Here is a 20,145-nt window from a genome sequence, read left to right as displayed (position 1 = left end):
CCAAGAGAGAAGGGTTACTTGATGCACGTTGTTCCCGGAGGCACCGGCCTCGAGATCTGGGCGGCCGTCAACACGCCGTTCGGCCCCGAAGGCGAGCTTCGCCTGGAGGCCGTCGGCGAGCAGGCCGCCCACCTGCTCGGGGAGGGGGTGAACGGCGTCTTCGTCGGCGGGACGACGGGGGAGTTCCCCGCCCTGTCCACCGCTGAGCGGTTGGAGCTGGCCGCGGCGTGGGCCGAGCACCGTCCGTCCGGGCTGGGGCTCGCTGTGCATGTCGGGCACACCGCCCTGGGGCAGGCGTGCGAACTCGCCGCTCAGGCGGCGAGCCTCGGGGCCGACATGATCGCCGCGGTGGCCCCCTACTACGGCACCTCCGCCAAGGTGGAGGCGGTGGTGGCGCACCTGGCCAAAATCGCGGAGGCGGCGCCCGGCGTGCCGCTCTGCTACTACCACATTCCCGGCATGACGGGCCTGGACCTGCCGGTGTCCGCGGTGGTCGCCGAGGGCGTCAAGCACGTCCCGACGCTGGCCGCCGTGAAGTTCACCGACGGCGACCTGCTGGAGTTCGCCAGGACCCAGGAGGTCGCGCCCGGCGTGCGCGTCTTCTGGGGCAAGGACGAGCTGCTCCCGGCGGCGCTGGCGCTGGGCGCGCGGTCCGTCATCGGCAGCCTGTACAACTTCCTCGCCCCCCGCGCCCGGCAGGTCTTCGCCGCCGCCACGGAGGGACGCCTGGACGAGGCCGCCCGCCTGCACCGTCCCTTCCGGGACGTGGCCGAGCTGGCCGACCGGCTCGGCTCGCTCGCCACGGTCAAGGAGCTGGTCTCCCGGTTCGGGCCCCGCACCGGGCGGTGCCGCTCGCCGTGGGACTCGCTGCCCGCCGACGCGATGGCGCAGATCGACCGCCTGGCTGAGGACCTGCGGCCGATCGTGGCGGAGCGGACGGGGACGGCGAGTTGACCAAGTCGCCCATCTACCGCGAGGCGCAGGCCCGCCTCAAGGAGTACATCCAGACGCACAGGTTGCGTCCGGGCGATCGGCTGCCGCCGGAGGCGGCCCTGGCCAGTGAGCTGGGCGTCAGCAGGCTCTCGCTGCGGGAGGCCACCAGGAGCCTGCAGACGCTCGGGGTGATCGAGGCACGGCACGGCAACGGGCTGTTCGTCTCCGCCTTCTCCTTCCGTCCCATCATCGAGCAGTTGCCGTACGGGCTGGCCGACACCGGCGCCCGCTTCGGCGAGATCCTGGTGGCGCGCGAGGCCATGGAGGTGGGGCTGATGGCGTTCGTCGCCAAGCTCCCGGCCAGCGTCGAGCTGCACGAATGCGAGCGGCTGGCCAAGGTGATGGGGGAGCGGGAGACGGCCGGGGTGCCCACCTCCGACGTGGACAAGGAGTTCCACCTGCGGCTTTACCGGGCGCTCGGCAACACGCTGGTCGACCAGGTTATAGAGACGTTCTGGGAGCTGTTCGCCCGGCTGGGCGAGGCTCTCAAGGCGCCGGGGACGCGCCGCCTGGCGCCCATCCACCTGGCGATCGTGCGGGCCCTGCGCGAGGGGGACGCAGAGCTGGCGGCGGCCGAGATGCGCGCGCACTTCGACGACGTACGCCGGCGGATCGCCCTCATCGACCCGGCGGACGCCCGCCCGCCCTCCGGCGAACAGGCCCCACCGGCAGGTCAGGGCGGCGCGCATGCCTGAGCCGCTGATCCTGAGCGCCGACGGCACGGCGCTCGTGCTGAGCCTCGACGGCCCCGGGTTACCCAGCGTCCTGCACTGGGGCCCGGCCCTGGGCCCGCTGGACGGCGTGTCACTCGACGCGCTGACCGGCGCCTGGGCCCCTGCCCGGCTCGGCGCCTCCCCGCCGAGCCCGCCCGTGCTGTCGCTGCTGCCCGGCGAGCACGAGGGCTGGCAGGGACGGCCCGGCGTCGCTGGACATGGCGAGGGCCGACTGCCCCACCTGCGGTTGCGTACGACGGACATCGAGGCGGAGGCTCTCGCGGGCCGGGTGCTCGTCCGAGCCGAGGACGCGGAGGCGGGCGTCGGCACGGTGACCGAGCTGCACCTTGAGCCCCAAGGGGTGGTGCGGCTGCGGCACACCCTGACCAACCTCGGCACCACCCCGTGGACCCTGGCCGCGCCGCTGTCACTGCTGCCGGTGCCCGACCACGCGGGCGAGCTGATGGACTGGACCGGACGCTGGGGCCGCGAGCGCCACCCCCAGCGTTCCCCCTTCCACCAGGGCATCCGCTCCCTGGAGCTGCGCCGGGGACGCACCGGGCACAGCGCCACCGGCCTGCTGGTCGCCGGCACCCCCGGCTTCGGCTTCCGGCACGGGGAGGTGTGGGCGGTGCACCTCGGCTGGAGCGGCAACCACCAGCACCACGCCGAGCGGCTTCCCGAGGGCTGGTCGGTCATCGGCGCGGGCGAACTGCTCGGCCCCGGCGAGGTACGGCTGGCCCCGGGGGAGTCGTACGAGTCCCCGTGGGCCTACTTCGCCTACTCCGACCGCGGCCTCGACGGTGTGAGCGACCGCCTGCACCGGTGGCTGCGCGCCCGGCCCGGCCACCCGCGCACGCCCCGCCCGGTCGTGCTGAACACCTGGGAGGCCGTCTACTTCGACCAGCGGCCCGACCACCTCCTCACCCTGGCAGAACGCGCCGCCGAGATCGGCGTGGAACGGTTCGTCCTGGACGACGGCTGGTTCCACGGCCGCGGGAACGACACCGCCGGGCTCGGCGACTGGCACGTCGCGAAGGACACCTGGCCCGAGGGGCTCAACCCGCTGGCCGACCGCGTCCGCGAACTCGGCATGGAGTTCGGGCTCTGGGTCGAACCCGAGATGGTCAACCTCGACTCCGACCTGGCCCGCGCCCATCCCGACTGGCTGCTGGCCGCGCCGGGCCGCACCCCGCGCGAGTGGCGTCACCAGCACGTGCTCGACCTGGCCGTCCCCGACGCCTTCGAGCACATCCTCGGGCGGCTGGACGCCCTGGTGAGCGAGTACGGCGTCGGCTACCTGAAGTGGGACCACAACCGTGACCTGCTGGAGGCCGTGCACGACGGCGGCCCCGGCGTCCGGGCGCAGACCCTGGCCCTCTACCGGCTGCTCGACCGCCTGCGCGAGCGGCATCCACGGCTGGAGATCGAGTCGTGCTCCTCCGGCGGCGCGCGCATCGACCTCGGCATCCTGGCCCGTACCGACCGGGTGTGGGCCTCCGACACCAACGACCCGCTGGACCGGCAGGACATCCAGCGCTGGCTGTCGGTCCTGGTGCCGCCGGAGCTGATCGGCTCGCACATCGGGCCGCCGACCGCCCACGTCACCGGCCGCGCCGCCGACCTGCCCTTCCGCGCGGCCACCGCGTTGTTCGGCCACGCGGGGCTGGAGTGGGACCTGACCACCTGCTCGCCCGAGGAGCTGGCGTACCTGCGCCGCTGGACGGAGGCGTACAAACGGCTGCGGCCGCTGCTGCACGGCGGGGAGGTCGTCAGGGTCGACCCGGGCCACCGGCCCGAACTCCTGACCCACGGCGTGGTCTCGGCCGACCGCCGTCATGCGCTGTTCGCCTGCGTCGCCACCGCCACCTCCCCGTACGTCGCGCCGCCCCGGCTCCGGCTGGCCGGGCTCGACGAACACGCCACCTACCACGTGACACCCCTGACCGACCTGACCGCCGCCCCGGACCGCCGCTTCCGCCAGCCGGCCTGGTCGGCCGCGGGAACCACGCTGCCCGGCGCCCTGCTCACCCGGGCGGGGCTCGCGGCCCCGCTGCTCAACCCGTCCCAGGCAATGCTCATCGAGCTTCGCGCCCGCTGAGCCGTAACGGATCCCTCTCAACCCCCATGCAAGGAGCCGTCATGTCCCATGCCCCCGTTCCCCCGATGTCGCGGCGCAGCCTGCTCGGATACGCCGGCGCAGGCGCCACCGGCGCGGTCCTCCTCGGCGCCTCCCCCGCCGCGGCGCAGACCGAGGCCGGACAGACCGAGGCGGCTCGGCGGGCCGCCGCGGCGCTGCCGGTGGCCAGCGCGTCCGCGGTCGCGTCCACTCACGTACCTCCCACGCACACGGTGCTGCGCACCGACGGCTACGCCGAGCCCGGTGACGGCGGCGGCGCGCTCTACCGGCGGCTGACCGCCGCCCCGGCCAGGACCGACCGGTGGCACCTGAAGTCGGCGGACGGCGCCTGGTGGGAGATCGCCGACGACGTGGTCTCGGTCCGGGCCCTGGGCGCCAAGGGCGACTACGACGAGGAGAGCGGCACGGGCGCCGACGACACCGAGGCCCTGCTGGCCGCCGCCCGCCTGAACCGGGTCATCTACGTGCCCGGCACCGACAAGACCTACCGGACCACCCAGCTCATCTCGCTGCAGCTCGACGGCACGACCTGGTACGGCGACGGCTACCGTTCCAAGATCACCCTGTTCTCGATCGAGACCGGGGCCGGCGCGCTGATCGGCATCCGCGGTGACGCGCCCACCACGGCCGACGGCCCGCCCGCGCGCACGGTACGCGGCGTCCGGGTCTCCGGCCTGCACCTGGACACGCGCAACACCAAGAACAACAACGGCCTGGGCGGCTCGTTCCTGGCGGACGTGCGCGTGGACAACATGTACTTCAGCCGCATCGGCCGCAAGGCGCTGACCTTCCAGTACCACTGCCGCAACGTGCAGTGCCAGGACGTCACGATCTACAGCACCGCGACCGAGCCCGGTTCGACGTTCTCGGCGATCAGCGTGGAGGGGCAGACGGCGGGGGTCGACCTCAGCTACTACCCCGGAGGCGTGAAGAGCACCGCCGACCTGGCCGGCACCGACATCTCCGACATCGGGTTCACCAAGGTGTCCTGCGCGACCACGGGCTACAACGGCATCGTGGTCTCCAACGCCTACCGGGTGAGCTTCCGGGACATCGACTTCGGCAACACGTCCGGAGCGGGATCCTTCGTGATCTTCACCCGGCTGGTGCGCGACAGCCACCTCAGCGGCATCCGCGGCGGCGACACCAACCGCCGCATGATCTTCTTCGACGCCAACGTGCGCAACTGCTCGGTGCGCGACTTCCACTTCGGCGCCACCCTCGGCAGCGCCGCCGACGGCCGGGCGATCCACTGCGCGGGGCCGTCGAACACCTTCGCCGACGGCTCCGTGGCGCACCGCAACTCCGCGGCGCCGGAGGCGGTCTTCGTCACCGCCGCCAACGTCACGGTCTCCGGCCTGGAGGTACGCGAGAGCACCGGGACGTTCGTGCTCAACGGCGCGCCCGCCGCCGAAGGGCTGACCCTCACCGGCTCGCACTTCGCCTCGGCCGGGGCCGCCGCGTTCCGGGTCAAGGGCCCGAGGACCGTCATCCACCACAACCGCTTCGACGTCGCCGGAGCGCCGTTCGCCGGTCGCTTCGAGGGGCCCGACAACCAGTGCGTCGGCAACACCATCGCCGGCACGGGCGAGCAGCGGCTGATCGTCACTACCGGGGCCTCGGCGCTGATCGCCATGAACACCTTCGGCGCGGGATCGAAGATCAAGTTCGACGGCGGCACCCTGTACGCCGGGGCCTGCTTCGGCAACACCGGGCTCGACGGCATCGCCCCCAACCACCTGCCCATGGGCGGCGGCGCGCTGCACGTGGACGGCGGCGGCCGACTGCGGGTCAAGCCCACGCCCTTCACCTCCGACACCGACGGCACGGTCGTCGGCACGCAGACCTGACCCTCAGAGCGCCGGTGGTCACCGGGAAGGCCGTCGCGCCTTTCCGGTGACCACGGGATCGGCCCTGGGAAAGTCCATTTCGAATAACCGCCGCTTATTTCGGAAATTAGTCGGGATAAAGCGCCGTCCAAAATGCGGAAAAACCGGTTTTGGTGGGCGGGCGGCGTGGTACGACGCCCGGCATGGCAGGCAGCGAAGGAAGCGACTCGCCCGAGGCGCAGAACAAGAGAATGCCGAGCAGACGGTATCTGCTCGCCGGGGGCACCCTCGCCGCGGCCCTGGCCTCCGCGGGAATCTACGAACTCGTCGACGCGCTGATCGGGACGCCGGAACGGCCGACCCCGCCCACCCCCTCCACCCCGCCGGCCCGGCCCGCCCTGCCGCCGGAACAGTACGTCTTCCCACGCCCGCGCGTCATCATGGACGACGGCACCGGAGTCGCCAGCAGCAAGGGCACGATGGCGGTCGCGATCCCGCCGTACCACGCTCATGTCATCACGGCGAAGCTGAACGTGCCGGCAAACGCGAAATCCCTCCAGGCGGCGCAGCGCCGCCTGGAAGAAGTGCTGCGCCGCCTGGAACAGCAGTTCCCGCCCGCCCCGAGCGGAGTCACCGTCACGGTGTCCTGGGGCCTGCCGTATTTCGAGCATTACGTTCCCCGGCTCGGGAAGGGTTCCAGTTATTTCGACGCCGGCACGGCGTATCCGGCGTATTTGCCGGTGGACCTGACCACCTCGAAAGAGCGCGGAAAAACCGTTTACGCGCTGCAGGAGTCGAGGACCTTTCCCAGCGACGAGCCGCCACCCGGCTTCGGGCCGATCCGCCTGGAACAGAACGACATGGCCGTCCTGCTGCGCGGCGACTCGCTCACCACCCTCATGGCCGCCACGAACGCGCTGTTCGGGACGGGCGACGACCAGGCGGGCGACCTGTTCAAGGTCACCAGCATCCGCCGGGGCTTCACCGGCGGCGGGCACACCGGAGGGCAGACGCTGGCCAGCAAGCTGGCGATCGAGCACGACCTGCCGGGCGCGAAGCTCATTCCCCGGCAGTCGCCGATCTTCCTCGGGTTCACCACCACGCTCAGGGACGCGGAGAGCTCCACCCCCGTCTCCAACTTCGAGACGTTTCCCGGCTGGACCGACCAGTGGCCCAACGGCTATTTCAAGCAGGGGACCATCATGCCCCTGTCGCACCTCTTCCAGGACCTCGTGGCCTGGTACTCCACGACGTTCCCGAAATTCGAGGACCGCATCCACGCCATGTTCCGCCCGGGAATCTCCTTCCCGCCGAACACGGTCACGGCGGACCCGCCCGAGCAGAACGAGGCCGACGTCCTTCACGACATAGCGAAATTCCACGCCTACGGGCACAACGGGAGCATGCAGCCGGTGAACCGCCTGCAGCGGGAACTGACCAGCAACTACGGCCACCGCTACCCCGTGAACACGGCCATCACGAACCGCGGCGACTTCGCCACGATGGACAACCCGTTCCACTACACCTCGGATCCCGCGGGAGACCATTACAGCAAGCAGCCGGCCGCCGGGCTGCATTTCCTGCTCTTCACCCCGACGACCGAGATCTTCAACCGCGTACGTCTCGCCATGGACGGCGAGCTGCCCGGCGGCAAGCGCGCCTCCTTCTCCCCGCGCTCCCGGGCAGCGGGCCTGAACTCCGTCGTGCACACGACGCACCGGCAGAACTTCCTGATCCCGCCGCGCTCCCACCGGTCCTTCCCGCTCGCCGAGTTCCTGGCCTGAACGCGGCGGCGCGGGCCGGCGGTCACCCGGGTCGGCTCACCGGGCGTCCGGGAACAGTTCGGGCAGGTCGGCCCGGGCGATCGGGCGCAGCCGCAGCGCGTACGCCTCATCGACCGACCGGTACGGCCACCGGATCCGGGTCCCGAGGTCGGCCCAGCCGCCGACGTGGGCCAGGAACTTGTCGAGCGCCGGGTTGGAGTAGCCCTCGGCCTGGAGCGGGGCCACGTACTCGGCGAAGAACCGGGCGATCCGCCGCTCGACGTCGCGCGCTGCCGCGCCGTCCGACCTGATCAGCCGCTGCCAGGCCATGGCGCCGGTGGGATTGAGCGCGGCGATGTTGGAGTAGGAGCCCTTCGCGCCCAGCTCCGTGCCCGTGGCGAGGGTGTGCCCGGCGACGAAGAGCGCGAGGTCGCCCGCCTTGCCGGTGATCTCGGCGTACCAGGCGGGGTCGCCGCCCGCGACCTTCATCCCGATGAGCGCGGGCAGGCGCTCGGCGAGCACGGCGTACTCGTCCGGCCCCACCTGGGTCTTGGCGTGCGGCGGGTTGTAGAGCACCAGCGGGACGGGGTCGGCCACCTCCGCGGCCCGCTCCAGGAACGTCAGGACCTCGGACCGGGAGAGCGGCACCCAGTCGGGCAGCGTCACCTGGATCGCGCCGGGCTCGACCGCCCGCGCCATGGCCACCCGCCGCAAGCAGGCCCGCGCGCTCATGTGCCCGGCGCCGATCTGGACCGGGCGTCCCGCGAACCGCTCCGCGACCAGCTCGTTGACCTGCTGGAACTCATCGTCGTCCAGCTCGTGGAACTCACCGGCCGTGCCGTGGGCGTAGACGCCGTCGAGCCCGGCGGCGGCCAGCACGTCCAGCTCGTCAAGCAGGCGGGGGCGGTCGATGGTGTCGTCGGGGCGGAGCGGCAGCAGCACGGTGCCCCACGTTCCGCTGAGGGTCTCGCGGGAGAGAAATTTGGACATACAACGAATCTTGCCCCCTCGGCCGCACGCGCGTTCCCGGCACCCCTCCAGGAGCCCGGCCTTAACCGCCGCTTAGCGCGCGGTTACCGGGGCCGGCGGTTGAGTGAGGCCATGCAGCTCATGAAGAGGTTCATCGTCGTAGGTACCGGAGCCGTCACGTTGATCGCGGGCGGAGGCGTGGCCCTGGCCGCGACCGCGTCCGCCCCGGCGGGCACGACCGCTCTCACCATCGGGGCTACCGGTAAGGTCACCAGACAGCAGGCCGTACGCATCGCGCTCAAGGCGGTGCCGGGAGCCAAGGTCACCAAGGTCGAGTACGAACGCCGGGGCACCCGCCCGGACGTGTGGGAGATCAAGCTCCTCAAGGGCTCCCAGCGCCACGAACTGTACGTCGCCGTCGCCACCGGCAAGATCATCCATCACGAGAGCCGCCGGGCCGACAAGGACGACCACGGCGGTCGCGACGACGACGACGGCCGGCACGGCGACGACGACGACCACGGAGGTCGGCACGGCGGCGACGACGACTGATCGCGCCGGTCCCGGGTCACCCGCGCGGTGACCCGGGACGGCACACCCGAGGCTCAGCCGTGCGGCCAGCCCGTGTACCCCTCGGCCAGGTACGTCGCCCCCGCACGGGATCCGGCGACCGCGTCCAGCTCGCCGAGCTGCCTGCGGACGTCGAAGTCCGAGGACTCCTCGATGGAGTGGAGCATCGTGGTCATCCAGTAGGAGAAGTGCTGGGCCCGCCACACCCTGGCCAGCGCGCGTTCGGTGTAGTCGTCCAGCGCCGAACGGTCGTTCTTGCGCAGGGCCCGTTCCAGCACCTCGGCGAGCACCCGTACGTCGGCGAGCGCCAGGTTGAGCCCCTTGGCGCCGGTCGGCGGCACGGTATGGGCGGCGTCCCCGGCGAGGAGCAGGTTGCCGTGGCGCATCGGCTCGCAGACGTACGAACGGAACGGCAGCACGGTCTTCTCGAAGATCCGGCCCTCCTTCAGCGTGAAGCCGTCCTCGCCCGCGAGGCGTGCCTGCAGCTCCGACCAGATCCGGTCCTCCGGCCAGTCGTCGACCGCCTCCTCGGGCGAGCACTGGAAGTACATCCGCTGCACGCGGTCGGTACGCTGGCTGATCAGCGCGAACCCGCGATCCGACCGGGTGTAGATGAGCAGTGGCGCGCTGGGCGGGGCCTCGCACAGGATCCCGAACCAGGCGAACGGATACTGGCGGAAATACTCTTTGCGCCCGGCGACGGAGAGGCGGGTCATGCTGCGCGAGCCGTCCGCGCCGACCAGGACGTCGCAGCGCACCTCGTGGGCCACGCCGTCGGCGTCGGTGAACAGCAGGCCCGGCCGGTCGGAGGTCACGTCCACCACCGACGTCTCGGTCACGCCGAAGCGGACGTCGCCGCCGTCGCGCAGCCGGGCGTCGGCGAGGTCGACGAACACGTCGGTCTGCGGGTAGAGCCAGGTCGAGGCGCCGACCAGCCCCTGGAAGTCGATCCGGTGGCTGACCCCGCCGAAGCGCAGGTCGATGCCCGAATGCTCGTGCCCCTCGCGCAGCACCCGGTCCGACACGCCGGACTCGACCAGGAGCCGGACGCTGTCGCGTTCGAGGATGCCGGCGCGGTGGGTGTGCTCGATCTCGTCACGGGTGCGCAGGTCGATGACCACCGACTCGATGCCGGCGACGTGCAGCAGGTGCGACAGCATGAGACCGGCGGGCCCACCGCCGACGATGCCCACGGTGGTGCTGGAGACGGTACGGGGCATGCGGCTTCCCTTCACTGATCGTCGGGACGTCGGGCGGGCACGTGCCCGGGGCAGCAGCGTGGCCTGGCGCGGGTGCCCGGTTCGAGCCTAGGCTTCCACTGAGCGGAAGGACAGGACGACGGCGAGGGACCGGACGGCGGACGACGCGAAGGACGGGCCGGAGGGCAGGCGATGGCGGGTAACACTTCGGCACCGGGTGCCACGGTGGTCTCGCGTGCGCTGGCGCTGCTCTACGCGTTCGACGACCGGCACCGCCGGCTGACGCTCACCGAGCTGGCCCGGCGGGCGGGCCTGCCGGTGCCCACCGCGTACCGGCTGGCCGGGGAGCTGGTCGCCGGTGGTGCGCTGGTGCGGCGGGCCGACGGCGCGTACGTCGTGGGCCGGCGGCTCTGGGACGTCGGGCTCCTCGCTCCCGTGCAGACCGGGCTGCGCCGGATCGCCGCGCCGTTCCTCAACGACATCCACGCCGTCACGCGGGCGACCGTGCACCTCGCCATCAGGGACGGCGCCAAGGTGCTCTACCTGGAGCGGCTGTCCGGGCGGGCGTCGGTCCCGGTCGTGAGCCGGGTCGGCGCGCGGCTGCCCATGCACGCGACCGGCGTCGGCAAGGCGCTGCTCGCGCACGCCCCGTACGAGGTCCAGGAGGCGGTGATGGCCGACCTCGCCCCGCTCACGCCGTACACGATCACGCGTCCCGACCGGTTGCGCGCCCAACTGGAGCAGGTACGCCGCGACGGCTGCGCCACGACGGTCGAGGAGATGACCCTCGGGGCCTGCTCGATCGCGGTCCCGGTGCGCGGCAGGGACGGCGAGGCCGTCGCCGCGATCGGTGTCGTCGTGCCGACGCTGAAGCGCGACCGCGCCCGGCTGCTGTCGGCCCTCCAGGTGGCCGCGCAGGGCGTCACGCGCAGCCTCGGCGGCTGACCCGGTCGCCGTGCCGCCCGGTCAGAAACTTTCAGGATCTGTGCCCGCGCAGGTCGAGCGTGATGGCGGCGGCCGTGGCGGTGAGCGTCGGCGCGAGCGCCACGAGCTGCCTGCGCGTCCACCGGGTGCGCGGGGCCGCGACGGTGAGGGCGGCGATCGGCCGGCCGTGCGCCCCGTTGACCGGTACGGCGATCGCGCACACCTCGACGAGGTGCTCGCCGAGGTTGAGCGCGTAGCCGCAGTCGCGGGTCTTCTCCAGCTCGTGTTCGAGCGCCTGCCGCTCCGGCAGCGTGTACCGGGTCACCCTCCGCAGCTCGGACGGGTAGTAGGTGCGCAGGATCGCCTTCGGCAGGTACGCGAGCAGCACCTTCCCTCCGGCGGTGGCGTAGGCCGGTAGCCGGGCACCGGTGCGGGTGGCCACGTGCAGCGGCTGGCGGGACTGGACGCCGTCGATGAACAGGGCCTCCGCGCCGTCGAGCACGACGAGGTTGACGGTCTCGTCGACCACCGAGCGCAGCCGGGAGAGGTGGGAGTGGCCCACGGCGACCAGGTTGTGATCGACCCTGCTCTGCTCGGCCAGCTTCCGTGCCGCGAGCCCGAGCCGGTACCTGCGGGAGTGCGGGTCCTGCTCGACGAAGTCGTGCTGACGCATGATCGAGAGCAGGCGGTGCGCGGTGGACACCGCGACGTCTAGCTCCCTGCTCAGCTCGCTGACCCCCAGCGACTCGTGGGTGGCGAGCACGAGCAGCGCCCGCAGGCACTTGCTCACGGCATCGTTCGGCTCGCCCTTCGGCGGCAGAGCCTCGTTCGGCTCGCCCTTGGGCGGCACGGCATCGTTCGGCTCGCCTTTCGGTGGCACAGCCTCGTTCGGTTCGCCCTTCGGCGGCACGGCGTCGTCCGGCTCGCCCTTGGGGGCGGCCGGGTCGTTCGGGTCGCCCGTCGGCGGGGCCGGGGCGGTGGGGTCGGTCTTCGGCATCGTGGAAATCCTCGGCTCCATTATTGCCCGGTTATCTGGGTCGTCATTAGCGTGCAACCTCCAGGAAATCTTCGCCAGACGCATGCGACGAAGCCGCAGGAGTTTTCGACATGTTGGAAAGGAGGGGCTCCACGTGGACGCTTCTTCCCCGGCCCCGACGAGGGCGGTCTGAGTGAAACTCGCGATCAGGCGTACCTATCTCGGCGACCGGCTCTGCTTCCCGGACGTCGTCGGCGACCGTCTCGTCGACGTGCAGGCAGCGTACGCCCGCATGCTGGAGACCCGCGGCAGCCACCGGGACGACGCGATCCCGCGGTCCCGGCGGGAGATCGCGGAGACCCTCCCCGCAGCCCTTCAGGCCGATCCGGACCTCCGGACCGTACGCGCGGCGCACGAGTGGGCGCTGGCAGCCGTCGGCACCGGCGACCTGACGGACGACTGCACGTGGTCCGCCGAGCGGCCGTCGTACGGCCCGCCCATCGGACGTCCCCACACGATCTGGGGCATGACCGGCAACTACCCGAGGGACCGTCAGGCACCGCCCCCGGCGGACGACGCGCCGCCCCGTCCCCTCTCGGGCTTCCTGAAGGCGCCCGGCGCGCTGGCGGGCCCGTACGACGACCTCCGTCACCCGGCGATCAGCCGCCGCGTCGATCCGGAGCTGGAGCTCGCCGTGGTGATCGGGCGGCGCTGCCACGGGCTCGACCGCGAGAACGCCATGCGCGCGGTGGCCGGCTACGTCGCCCTCGTCGACGTCGGCGCCCGTGACATCTCCGAGCTGGACAACCGCCGGATGGACCGGGGAAAGGGGTTCGACACCTTCGCCATCGCCGGACCCTGGTTCGTCACGGCGGACGAGATCCCGGATCCGCACGCGCTGCGCGTCCGCTTCTGGGTCAACGGTGAGCTGCGGCAGGACGGGAGCACGTCGGAGATGTTCCACGACATCCCCGAGCAGTTGTGCTGGCTGACGCGGGCACTCACGCTCGCGCCCGGCGACGTGGTCTCGACGGGCACGCCGCCGGGGGTGCGCAGCGTGGTGCCGGGTGACGAGCTGCGCGGGGAGATCGAGGGACTGGGCGTGCACGAGAACACCGTGGTCCCCGAGCCCGCGAGCCTGGGGTCCGCACCCGGGTCGCCCGCAGCCGTGTCGCCCGGGTCCGTGTCGTCCGGGTCCGTGTCGACTGGGTCTGTGTCGACTGGGTCCGTGTCGACTGGGTCAGTGTCGATCGGGGTGGCGCGATGAGGACCGTCCGCGATGCCACGATCGACGTCCTGCGCCGGTGCGGGGTGACCCGGCTGTTCGCGAACCCGGGCTCGACCGAGATCCCCTTCCTCGTCGACCTGCCCGACGACCTGGAGTTCGTTCTGGGCCTGCACGAGGGCGCCGTGGTCGGCATGGCGACCGGGCACGCGATCGCGACCGGGCAGCCCGCGCTCGTCCAGCTGCACACGACGGCCGGGCTGGGCAACGCCGTCGGCGCGCTGGCCACCGCGCGGGTCAACCGCGCGCCCCTGGTCGTGCTGGTGGGCCAGCAGGACCGCCGCCACCTGGCCATGGAGCCGTTCCTGGCCGGGCGGCTGGAAGGGCTGGCCGGGGCGTACCCCGTGTGGGAGCACCTGCCCGTCCGGCCGCAGGACGTCCCCGGCGCGGTACGGCGGGCGTTCCACGAGGCGGCCCAGCACCGCGGCCCGGCCATCGTCGTGGTCCCAATGGACGACTGGTCGGCCCCGTTCGACCCGGACCTCGACGTGGCAGGGCCGCTCGCGGTGGCGCGTGCCCGCAGGCGGCCGGGGCCGGACGTCGAAGGCGTGGCACGGCTGCTGGACCGGGCGGAGTCGCCGGTGCTGGTGGTCGGGGCGGGCGCCGACGAGCAGCGGGCCTGGGAGGCGCTGGTCACGCTGGCCGAACGCCTCGGCGCCCCGGTCTGGCAGGAGGCGTTCGGCGCCCGCGCCGGCTTCCCGCAGGACCACCCGCAGTTCGCCGGTCACCTGCCGGCCGGCCGGTCCGGTCTGCGGGCGGTGCTCGCGGGCCACGACGTCGCGCTCGTCGTGGGCACGGGCGCGTTCCGCCAGTACGTCTACGAGCCGGGCCCGCTCGTGCCGGACGGACTCGCGGTGGCCGTGATCTCCGACGACCCGGACGAGCTGCACCACAGCCATGCCGACGTGGCCCTGCTTGCGGACGCAGCGTCCGCGTGCGCGGCGATCACGGAACGGCTGCGGCCACGGCCGGTCACCGCCGTCCGGCGTCCGTCGCGGGCCGTGGCTCCCCCGGGCGCGGGTGGCCGGCTGGCCGCCGCGCACGTCTTCACGGCGCTGGCCGAGCGGCTGCCGCGCGATGCCGTACTGGTCGAGGAGACCCCGTCGTCCCGGCCCGAGCTGCACCGGCTGCTGCCGGCCCGCTCGCCACGCGGGTTCGTCAGCGCGGCGATGGGCGGTCTCGGCTTCGCCCTGCCCGCGGCGGCCGGGCTCAGGATGGGCGACCCCAGCCGTCCCGTCGTGGCCGTGCTGGGCGACGGCTCGTCCCTCTACGCCGTCCAGGGGCTGTGGAGCGCGGCGCGCTACTCGTGCGGCGTGCTCTTCATCGTGCTCACGAACGGGCGCTACGCGATCATGGACCAGCTCGCAGGGGACGCCGGGGGCAAGCCGCCGTGGCCGGCGTTCACGGACGTCGACATCGCCGAGCTGGCCCGTTCGCTGAACTGCCCGGCGCGCCGCATCACCACCCACGCCGAACTCGTCAGCACCCTCGACGAGGTCCTGCCCGCCCTCGCCACCAGGACAGAGCCGCTGCTGCTCGACGTCGCGGTGGCCGCCGACGACCCGACCACCCAGCCCGGAGGAACCGCATGAGCTTCCTGGAAGAGAGCATCTGGCACGCCGCCGTCTACAGCGACGGCTGGGTCAAGCCCACCGGCGGCGACGCCCCGGTCAAGGCGCCGGCCACAGGTCACGAACTGGGCCGGATCGGCGTCGCGGACGCCGAGGACGTCGCCAGGGCCGCCTCCCGCGCGGCGCGGGCGCAGCGCTCCTGGGCGGCGCGCCCCTACCTGGAGCGGGCCGCGATCCTGCGGCGGGCCGGACAACTGTGGGAGGAGCACGCCGCCGAGGTGGGCGACTGGCTGGTACGGGAGGCCGGCTCGATCCCGCCCAAGGCGGGCGTCGAGACGGACACCGCGGCGCAGGAGTGCTACGAGGCGGCCGCCCTCGCCTCGCACGCCGTGGGGGAGATCATCCCGAGCGCGCAGCCACGGCTGAGCCTGGTCCGGCGGCTGCCGGCCGGGGTGGTGGGCGTCATCTCGCCGTTCAACTTCCCGCTGATCCTGGCCATCCGCTCGGTAGCCCCTGCGCTCGCGCTCGGCAACGCCGTCGTGCTGAAGCCCGATCCGCGCACCGCCGTCTCGGGAGGCGTGGCGATCGCCCGGATCTTCGAGGAGGCCGGGCTTCCCGAGGGCGTGCTGCACGTGCTCCCGGGCGGCGCGGACGCGGGGGAGGCGCTCGTCACCGACCCGAACGTCAGGGTGATCAGCTTCACCGGGTCGACCGCCGCGGGCCGGCGCGTCGGCGAGGTGGCCGCCCGGCATCTGAAGCGCGTGCACCTGGAGCTGGGCGGGAACTCGGCGCTCATCGTGCTCGAAGACGCCGACCTGGACCTCGCCGCCTCGGCGGGCGCTTGGGGGTCGTTCCTGCACCAGGGCCAGATCTGCATGACCACCGGACGGCACCTGGTCCACGAGAGCGTGCTCGAACCCTATCTGCGGCGCCTCGCCGAGAAGGCCGACCACCTGCCCGTCGGCGACCCGGCCACCGGCCAGGTGGCGCTCGGGCCGATCATCGACGAGCGCCAGCGGGACAAGATCCACGCGCTGGTGACGTCCAGCGTGGACGCGGGTGCCAGGCTCGTCGCGGGCGGTACGTACGAGGGGCTCTTCTACCGCCCGACGGTGCTCGCCGACGTCACGCCGGACACCCCGGCCTACGCCCAGGAGGTCTTCGGCCCGGTCGCCCCGGTGATCGGCTTCGGCGACGTCGCGCAGGCCGTCTCCCTGGCCAAGGGCACCGAGTACGGCCTCTCGCTCGGGATCCTCGGGAACGACGTGATGGCCGCCCTGGCGATCGCCGAGCAGATCCCGAGCGGAATCGTGCACATCAACGACCAGACGGTAGGAGACGAGGCGGTGGCGCCCTTCGGCGGAGTCGGCGCGTCGGGGACCGGCTCGCGGTTCGGCGGGGCCGCGGCCAACGTGGAGGCGTTCACCGAGACCCAGTGGCTCACGATGCAGGGGGCGATCCAGCCGTATCCGTTCTGAACGGCGCCGGGCGACCGCGCCGCTCAGGTCGCCGATCGGGGCCGAGGCGCCGCTCGACGACGGTCTTTCGGGGGCAGCTCGACGGCGGGCCTCCCGCCGTCCCACCTGTTGCACATTTGGACGTGGAAGGGGTCCAGCGATGAATCACCACAAAGCCGCTTCCGAGAGGGCGTTTCGAGCCGTCCGGCCCGGCCGGCGGATCTGGATCGCGCTCGCCGCGCTCGCCGTGGCCGCGACGCCGGCCTGTCAATCCAGCAATGCCGAGGTCGGCGCGGACGAGCAGATCCTGGTGTCGGTCTCGATCGCCGCGCCGTCGGCCGCACCTGTCTACCTGGCGGACGTTCTCGGCTACTTCAAGGAGGAGGGCCTGAACGTCCAGGTCAAGGAGATCGCCAACGCCTCGCTGCAGGTCGCCACCGGCCAGGTGAAGTACGGCCAGGTCAACACCAGCACGCTGCTGCAGTCGGCGTCACAGGGCATCGGCCTCCAGGCCGTCTGCGTGACGCAGATCGATCCCTCGTACATCCTGGCCGTGAGCGACGCCGTGTGGAAGCAGCGCGGCCTGACCGAGTCGATGTCCCTGAAGGAGCAGTTGACCGCGCTCAAGGGCGAGCAGATCACGGCCGTCGGCGGGCGGACCACCAACCCGGGCGCGAAGCTGCTGCAGGCGCTCCTGACGAAGAACGGGCTGCCCCCGGACTGGATCGGGGTGCTGTCGATGGCGGGCAGCTCGCAGGCGACCGCGGCGTTCCAGAACGGCCAGGTCGGGCTGATCTTCCAGCCGCAGCCCCAGCCCGACCAGGTGCTGTCGAAGGTGCCCGGCCGGATCCTCTACAACATCGGCGACTCCCCGCTGTTCGCCGAGATGGACAACGTGCCCTGGTCCACGATCGCCACGTCGGCGGACTTCGCCAAGGCCAACCCTGAAGTGACGACGAAGGTCTGCAACGCCATCGGCCGGGCCAACGACTACCTCGACGACCACCCGGACCAGGCGGCCGAGCAGCTCAAGAGCCTCATACCCACCGATTTCGAGATCCTCAAGGACAGCCTGCCGACGTACAAGTGGGCGCGCGACGGACGCATGAGCGAGGCGGACTTCTTCCGCGGCGTCGACGTGCTGGCCGCGATGGACATGTTCGCCGAGGTGACCCAGGACCAGATCAAGACCGCCTACACCTCGGCGTACCAGAAATGACCCCCGACACAGCGACCCCGATCTCATCGACCCCAGATCTCATCGACCCGGATCTCATCGACGCAGCAGGCCGTGACCACCAGGGAAGGATGGGCCAGCCGATGACGGAGCACGGCAGCCTCGTGGCAGACAAACCAGCGGTCATCACCGGCAATCTGACGCACCGGTTCCAGAGTCCGGACGGCGGCGTCATGGACATCCTGCAGGATGTCTCGTTCACGGTCAGGGAGAGGGAGTTCTTCACGGTCGTCGGGCCCAGCGGCTGCGGCAAGAGCACGCTGCTGAACGTCGCCTCCGGCCTGCTGCGGCCTTCCTCGGGCGAGGTACGCCTGGTGAAGAACGACCGCGAGCTCGAACAGCAGGAGATCGGCTACATCACCCAGGACTCGAACCTCTTCCCGTGGCTGACGGCGATCCAGAACGTCATGGCCCCGCTGGAGATCAGGGGCGTGCCGAAACGCGAACGCGTGGAGCGCGCCACCGAGTGGCTGAGCCTGGTGGGGCTGGACGGCTTCGAGGACCACTACCCGCGCCAGCTCTCCGGCGGCATGCAGAAGCGATGTTCCATCGCGCGGACCCTCGTCTACGAACCCGAGGTGCTGCTGATGGACGAGCCGTTCGGGGCACTCGACGCGATCACGAAGTCGACCCTGCAGAAGACCGTCCTGGAGCTGTGGGAGAAGCGGCAGACGTCCGTCGTCTTCATCACGCACGACCTCACCGAGGCGATCGCGCTCTCGGACCGGGTCGCCGTCATGACCGGACGCCCGGGGCGCATCCGGGCGATCGTCGACATCGACATCGAACGCCCCCGCGACGTCTACAACATCACCGACCTCCCCTCCTTCAAGTCGCTGCGACGCGAGCTGTGGCAGTTGCTGGAGACGGAGTTGGAGGCAGGGCTGGAGACGGGGCCGGATACAGGGCCGGATACAGGGCCGAAGTCCGAGCTGAAGTCCGAGGAGCAGTGACGCGATGACCGCGAACATGGACACGTTGGTCCGGGGCAACGGGCGCCTGCCCCGCGGGTTCTCCGCCAAGCGCCGCGCCCACGACGACGGCGCCCATCAGAACCCGCGGCAGCGGGCGACTCTCATCCTGGTCGCCAGGATCGGCTTCATCGCCTTCATCCTCGGGATCTGGCAGTTCCTCAGCGGCCGGGTGGTCGAGGACTTCCTCATCAGCAACCCCATCGACGTGTCGGTGAAGCTGTTCGAGCTGCTCGGCGACCCCCACATGCATCACAACATCCTGATCACCGGTCAGGAGCTCATCCTCGGCTGGACTCTCGGCTCCACGGCCGGGGCCGTGGTGGGGTGGTGCATCGGAGCGGTGAAGTTCCTCGGTGAGGTGCTGGAACCGATCATCATCGCCGTCAACGGGATCCCGAAGGTCGCGCTGGCGCCGATGTTCCTGCTCTGGTTCGGCCTGGGCATCGGGTCGAAGGTCGCGATCGCCAGCATGATCGTGTTCTTCCTGGTCTTCAACAACGTCTACTCTGGCATGCGGAACGTCCCGCAGCCGCTGGTCGACGTCGCCAAGGTGATGGGCGCGTCCCAGGCGTACATCGTGCGCAGGGTCGTGCTGCCGTCGGTCAGCGTGCCGTTGTTCGCCGCGCTGCGGGCCGGTGTGCCCATGGCCATGATCGGGGTGATCGCCGCGGAGTTCGTCTCTGCGGACGAGGGTCTCGGTCACTACTCGATGGCGGCGACGCAGCAGTTCGACTCGGCGGGGCTCTTCGCCGCCATCGTCATCATCGTGGCGATGGTCGTCGTCGGCAGCGGGATCATCAGCTTCTTCCAGCGGCGGGCCCTGGCCTGGCTGAAGGACTGACGGACCCCATCTTCCAGGCCCCCATCTTTCAGGCCCCCATCTTCCCAGGCCCCGCGGGTGCGGCCGGGCGTGTGCCGCGCCGTACCGCGCGGGGCCTCCTAGCCTCGAAGGCAGGCCCCCATGCAGAAGCCACATCTCCAGATCGTCATCGGCAGCACCCGGCCGGGCCGCGCCGGGGAGGCCGTCGGCGACTGGTTCCGCGACGTCGCGGTGAAGCACGACGCGTTCACTGTCGAGCTGCTCGACCTGGCCGTCGTCGATCTGCCGCTGTTCGACGAGCCGCATCATCCCCGTCTCGGCCGCTACGTCCACGAGCACACGAAGCGGTGGAGCGCGAAGGTCAGCGCGGGCGACGCGTACGTGTTCGTGGTCCCCGAGTACAACCGCGGCTACAACGCCGCCACCAAGAACGCGCTGGACTATCTGTGCCAGGAGTGGCGGCGCAAGCCCGTCGGCTTCGTCGGCTACGGTGGCGTCGCGGCCGGCGCGCGTTCTGTCCAGGGCCTGGTCCCGGTCGTCACGGCGCTCGGCATGGTGCCCATGTCGCGCCCGGTGCACATCTCGGCCATCGCCCGGTCGATGACCGCGGACGGCGGCTTCACACCGCACCAGCGGCTCGGCGACAGCGCCGCCGAACTCCTCGACGAGCTGGCGGAGTGGGCGGTCGACCTCGCGATGACACGGCGCGCCGCGGCCCGGTAGAT

The 20,145-nt window shown here is 71.7% G+C and carries 17 protein-coding genes; 14 read left to right on the top strand and 3 right to left on the bottom strand.

Annotated features, from left to right (window positions below; all coding sequences use genetic code 11):
• The first annotated feature begins 21 nt into the window (after positions 1-21).
• The 5 genes from ABD844_RS01070 to ABD844_RS01050 all read left to right on the top strand — a co-directional run bounded on the left by ABD844_RS01070 (position 22) and on the right by ABD844_RS01050 (position 7,459).
• Entirely contained in the window at positions 22-954 is a 933-nt protein-coding gene (locus ABD844_RS01070; RefSeq protein ID WP_344871929.1) for a dihydrodipicolinate synthase family protein, read from the top strand.
• A complete protein-coding gene (locus ABD844_RS01065) occupies positions 951-1,688 on the top strand; it encodes a FadR/GntR family transcriptional regulator (protein WP_344871927.1) in 738 nt (245 codons plus the stop codon). Before ABD844_RS01070 ends, ABD844_RS01065 begins: the two co-directional genes overlap by 4 nt.
• A complete protein-coding gene (locus ABD844_RS01060) occupies positions 1,681-3,807 on the top strand; it encodes an alpha-galactosidase (protein ID WP_344871925.1) in 2,127 nt (708 codons plus the stop codon). The genes ABD844_RS01065 and ABD844_RS01060 overlap by 8 nt, the downstream gene beginning before the upstream one ends.
• A 41-nt stretch (positions 3,808-3,848) precedes the next feature.
• Positions 3,849-5,696 (top strand): hypothetical protein, encoded by a 1,848-nt coding sequence (locus ABD844_RS01055; RefSeq protein WP_344871923.1) that lies wholly within the window; start codon positions 3,849-3,851, stop codon positions 5,694-5,696.
• Positions 5,697-5,878: 182 nt separating this feature from the next.
• Positions 5,879-7,459 carry a DUF7405 family protein gene (locus ABD844_RS01050; protein ID WP_344871921.1) on the top strand — a complete coding sequence of 527 codons (1,581 nt, stop codon included), beginning with the start codon at positions 5,879-5,881 and terminating at the stop codon, positions 7,457-7,459.
• Positions 7,460-7,495: 36 nt separating this feature from the next.
• Here ABD844_RS01050 and ABD844_RS01045 read toward each other — a convergent pair whose 3' ends face one another.
• Complete coding sequence (locus tag ABD844_RS01045) at positions 7,496-8,428, bottom strand: dihydrodipicolinate synthase family protein (RefSeq protein WP_344871919.1); 933 nt, start codon at positions 8,426-8,428, stop codon at positions 7,496-7,498.
• A gap of 120 nt (positions 8,429-8,548) precedes the next feature.
• Here ABD844_RS01045 and ABD844_RS01040 point away from each other — a divergent pair, with 120 nt between their 5' ends.
• On the top strand, positions 8,549-8,959 hold the full coding sequence (locus ABD844_RS01040; RefSeq protein ID WP_344871917.1) for a PepSY domain-containing protein: 411 nt from the start codon (positions 8,549-8,551) through the stop codon (positions 8,957-8,959).
• A 53-nt stretch (positions 8,960-9,012) separates the two neighbouring features.
• Here ABD844_RS01040 and ABD844_RS01035 read toward each other — a convergent pair whose 3' ends face one another.
• Positions 9,013-10,197 (bottom strand): 4-hydroxybenzoate 3-monooxygenase, encoded by a 1,185-nt coding sequence (locus tag ABD844_RS01035; protein ID WP_344871916.1) that lies wholly within the window; start codon positions 10,195-10,197, stop codon positions 9,013-9,015.
• Positions 10,198-10,401: 204 nt separating this feature from the next.
• Between ABD844_RS01035 and ABD844_RS01030 the strand changes: the two genes are divergently transcribed.
• Positions 10,402-11,121, top strand: coding sequence for an IclR family transcriptional regulator (locus ABD844_RS01030; RefSeq protein WP_344871914.1), 720 nt, complete (start codon positions 10,402-10,404; stop codon positions 11,119-11,121).
• A gap of 31 nt (positions 11,122-11,152) precedes the next feature.
• Here ABD844_RS01030 and ABD844_RS01025 read toward each other — a convergent pair whose 3' ends face one another.
• Positions 11,153-12,097, bottom strand: coding sequence for an IclR family transcriptional regulator (locus ABD844_RS01025; protein WP_344871913.1), 945 nt, complete (start codon positions 12,095-12,097; stop codon positions 11,153-11,155).
• Positions 12,098-12,269: 172 nt separating this feature from the next.
• Between ABD844_RS01025 and ABD844_RS01020 the strand changes: the two genes are divergently transcribed.
• From ABD844_RS01020 to ABD844_RS00990, 7 genes are all read left to right on the top strand, one after another.
• Positions 12,270-13,343 carry a fumarylacetoacetate hydrolase family protein gene (locus tag ABD844_RS01020; protein WP_344871911.1) on the top strand — a complete coding sequence of 358 codons (1,074 nt, stop codon included), beginning with the start codon at positions 12,270-12,272 and terminating at the stop codon, positions 13,341-13,343.
• Complete coding sequence (locus tag ABD844_RS01015; RefSeq protein WP_344871910.1) at positions 13,340-14,953, top strand: thiamine pyrophosphate-binding protein; 1,614 nt, start codon at positions 13,340-13,342, stop codon at positions 14,951-14,953. Before ABD844_RS01020 ends, ABD844_RS01015 begins: the two co-directional genes overlap by 4 nt.
• Complete coding sequence (locus tag ABD844_RS01010) at positions 14,950-16,410, top strand: benzaldehyde dehydrogenase (protein ID WP_344871909.1); 1,461 nt, start codon at positions 14,950-14,952, stop codon at positions 16,408-16,410. Before ABD844_RS01015 ends, ABD844_RS01010 begins: the two co-directional genes overlap by 4 nt.
• 139 nt (positions 16,411-16,549) lie before the next feature.
• Positions 16,550-17,608: an ABC transporter substrate-binding protein gene (locus ABD844_RS01005; protein WP_344871907.1), complete on the top strand. Its 1,059-nt coding sequence runs from the start codon at positions 16,550-16,552 to the stop codon at positions 17,606-17,608.
• 122 nt (positions 17,609-17,730) lie between these two features.
• On the top strand, positions 17,731-18,579 hold the full coding sequence (locus ABD844_RS01000; protein ID WP_344871905.1) for an ABC transporter ATP-binding protein: 849 nt from the start codon (positions 17,731-17,733) through the stop codon (positions 18,577-18,579).
• Between the two features lie 4 nt (positions 18,580-18,583).
• The gene (locus ABD844_RS00995; RefSeq protein ID WP_344871903.1) at positions 18,584-19,441 is read left to right on the top strand and encodes an ABC transporter permease; all 858 of its coding nucleotides are present in this window, start codon (positions 18,584-18,586) and stop codon (positions 19,439-19,441) included.
• 120 nt (positions 19,442-19,561) lie between these two features.
• A complete protein-coding gene (locus ABD844_RS00990; RefSeq protein ID WP_344871901.1) occupies positions 19,562-20,143 on the top strand; it encodes an NADPH-dependent FMN reductase in 582 nt (193 codons plus the stop codon).
• Positions 20,144-20,145 lie beyond the last annotated feature (2 nt).

The sequence above is a fragment of the Nonomuraea antimicrobica genome (genome assembly GCF_039536965.1).
Classification (GTDB): domain Bacteria; phylum Actinomycetota; class Actinomycetes; order Streptosporangiales; family Streptosporangiaceae; genus Nonomuraea; species Nonomuraea antimicrobica.
Note: the sequence above shows the minus strand (reverse complement) of the source record. Positions and strands in the feature narration are given on the sequence as shown.

Excerpts from the sequence above, each read along its gene's own strand:
- ABD844_RS01055 (WP_344871923.1), top strand. The coding sequence starts at position 3,849 with ATGTCCCATGCCCCCGTTCCCCCGATGTCGCGGCGCAGCCTGCTCGGA.
- ABD844_RS00990 (WP_344871901.1), top strand. The coding sequence starts at position 19,562 with ATGCAGAAGCCACATCTCCAGATCGTCATCGGCAGCACCCGGCCGGGC.
- ABD844_RS01040 (WP_344871917.1), top strand. The coding sequence starts at position 8,549 with ATGAAGAGGTTCATCGTCGTAGGTACCGGAGCCGTCACGTTGATCGCG.
- ABD844_RS01060 (WP_344871925.1), top strand. The coding sequence starts at position 1,681 with ATGCCTGAGCCGCTGATCCTGAGCGCCGACGGCACGGCGCTCGTGCTG.
- ABD844_RS01035 (WP_344871916.1), bottom strand. The coding sequence starts at position 10,197 with ATGCCCCGTACCGTCTCCAGCACCACCGTGGGCATCGTCGGCGGTGGG.
- ABD844_RS01015 (WP_344871910.1), top strand. The coding sequence starts at position 13,340 with ATGAGGACCGTCCGCGATGCCACGATCGACGTCCTGCGCCGGTGCGGG.
- ABD844_RS01070 (WP_344871929.1), top strand. The coding sequence starts at position 22 with ATGCACGTTGTTCCCGGAGGCACCGGCCTCGAGATCTGGGCGGCCGTC.
- ABD844_RS01050 (WP_344871921.1), top strand. The coding sequence starts at position 5,879 with ATGGCAGGCAGCGAAGGAAGCGACTCGCCCGAGGCGCAGAACAAGAGA.
- ABD844_RS01045 (WP_344871919.1), bottom strand. The coding sequence starts at position 8,428 with ATGTCCAAATTTCTCTCCCGCGAGACCCTCAGCGGAACGTGGGGCACC.
- ABD844_RS01010 (WP_344871909.1), top strand. The coding sequence starts at position 14,950 with ATGAGCTTCCTGGAAGAGAGCATCTGGCACGCCGCCGTCTACAGCGAC.
- ABD844_RS00995 (WP_344871903.1), top strand. The coding sequence starts at position 18,584 with ATGACCGCGAACATGGACACGTTGGTCCGGGGCAACGGGCGCCTGCCC.
- ABD844_RS01005 (WP_344871907.1), top strand. The coding sequence starts at position 16,550 with ATGAATCACCACAAAGCCGCTTCCGAGAGGGCGTTTCGAGCCGTCCGG.
- ABD844_RS01025 (WP_344871913.1), bottom strand. The coding sequence starts at position 12,097 with ATGCCGAAGACCGACCCCACCGCCCCGGCCCCGCCGACGGGCGACCCG.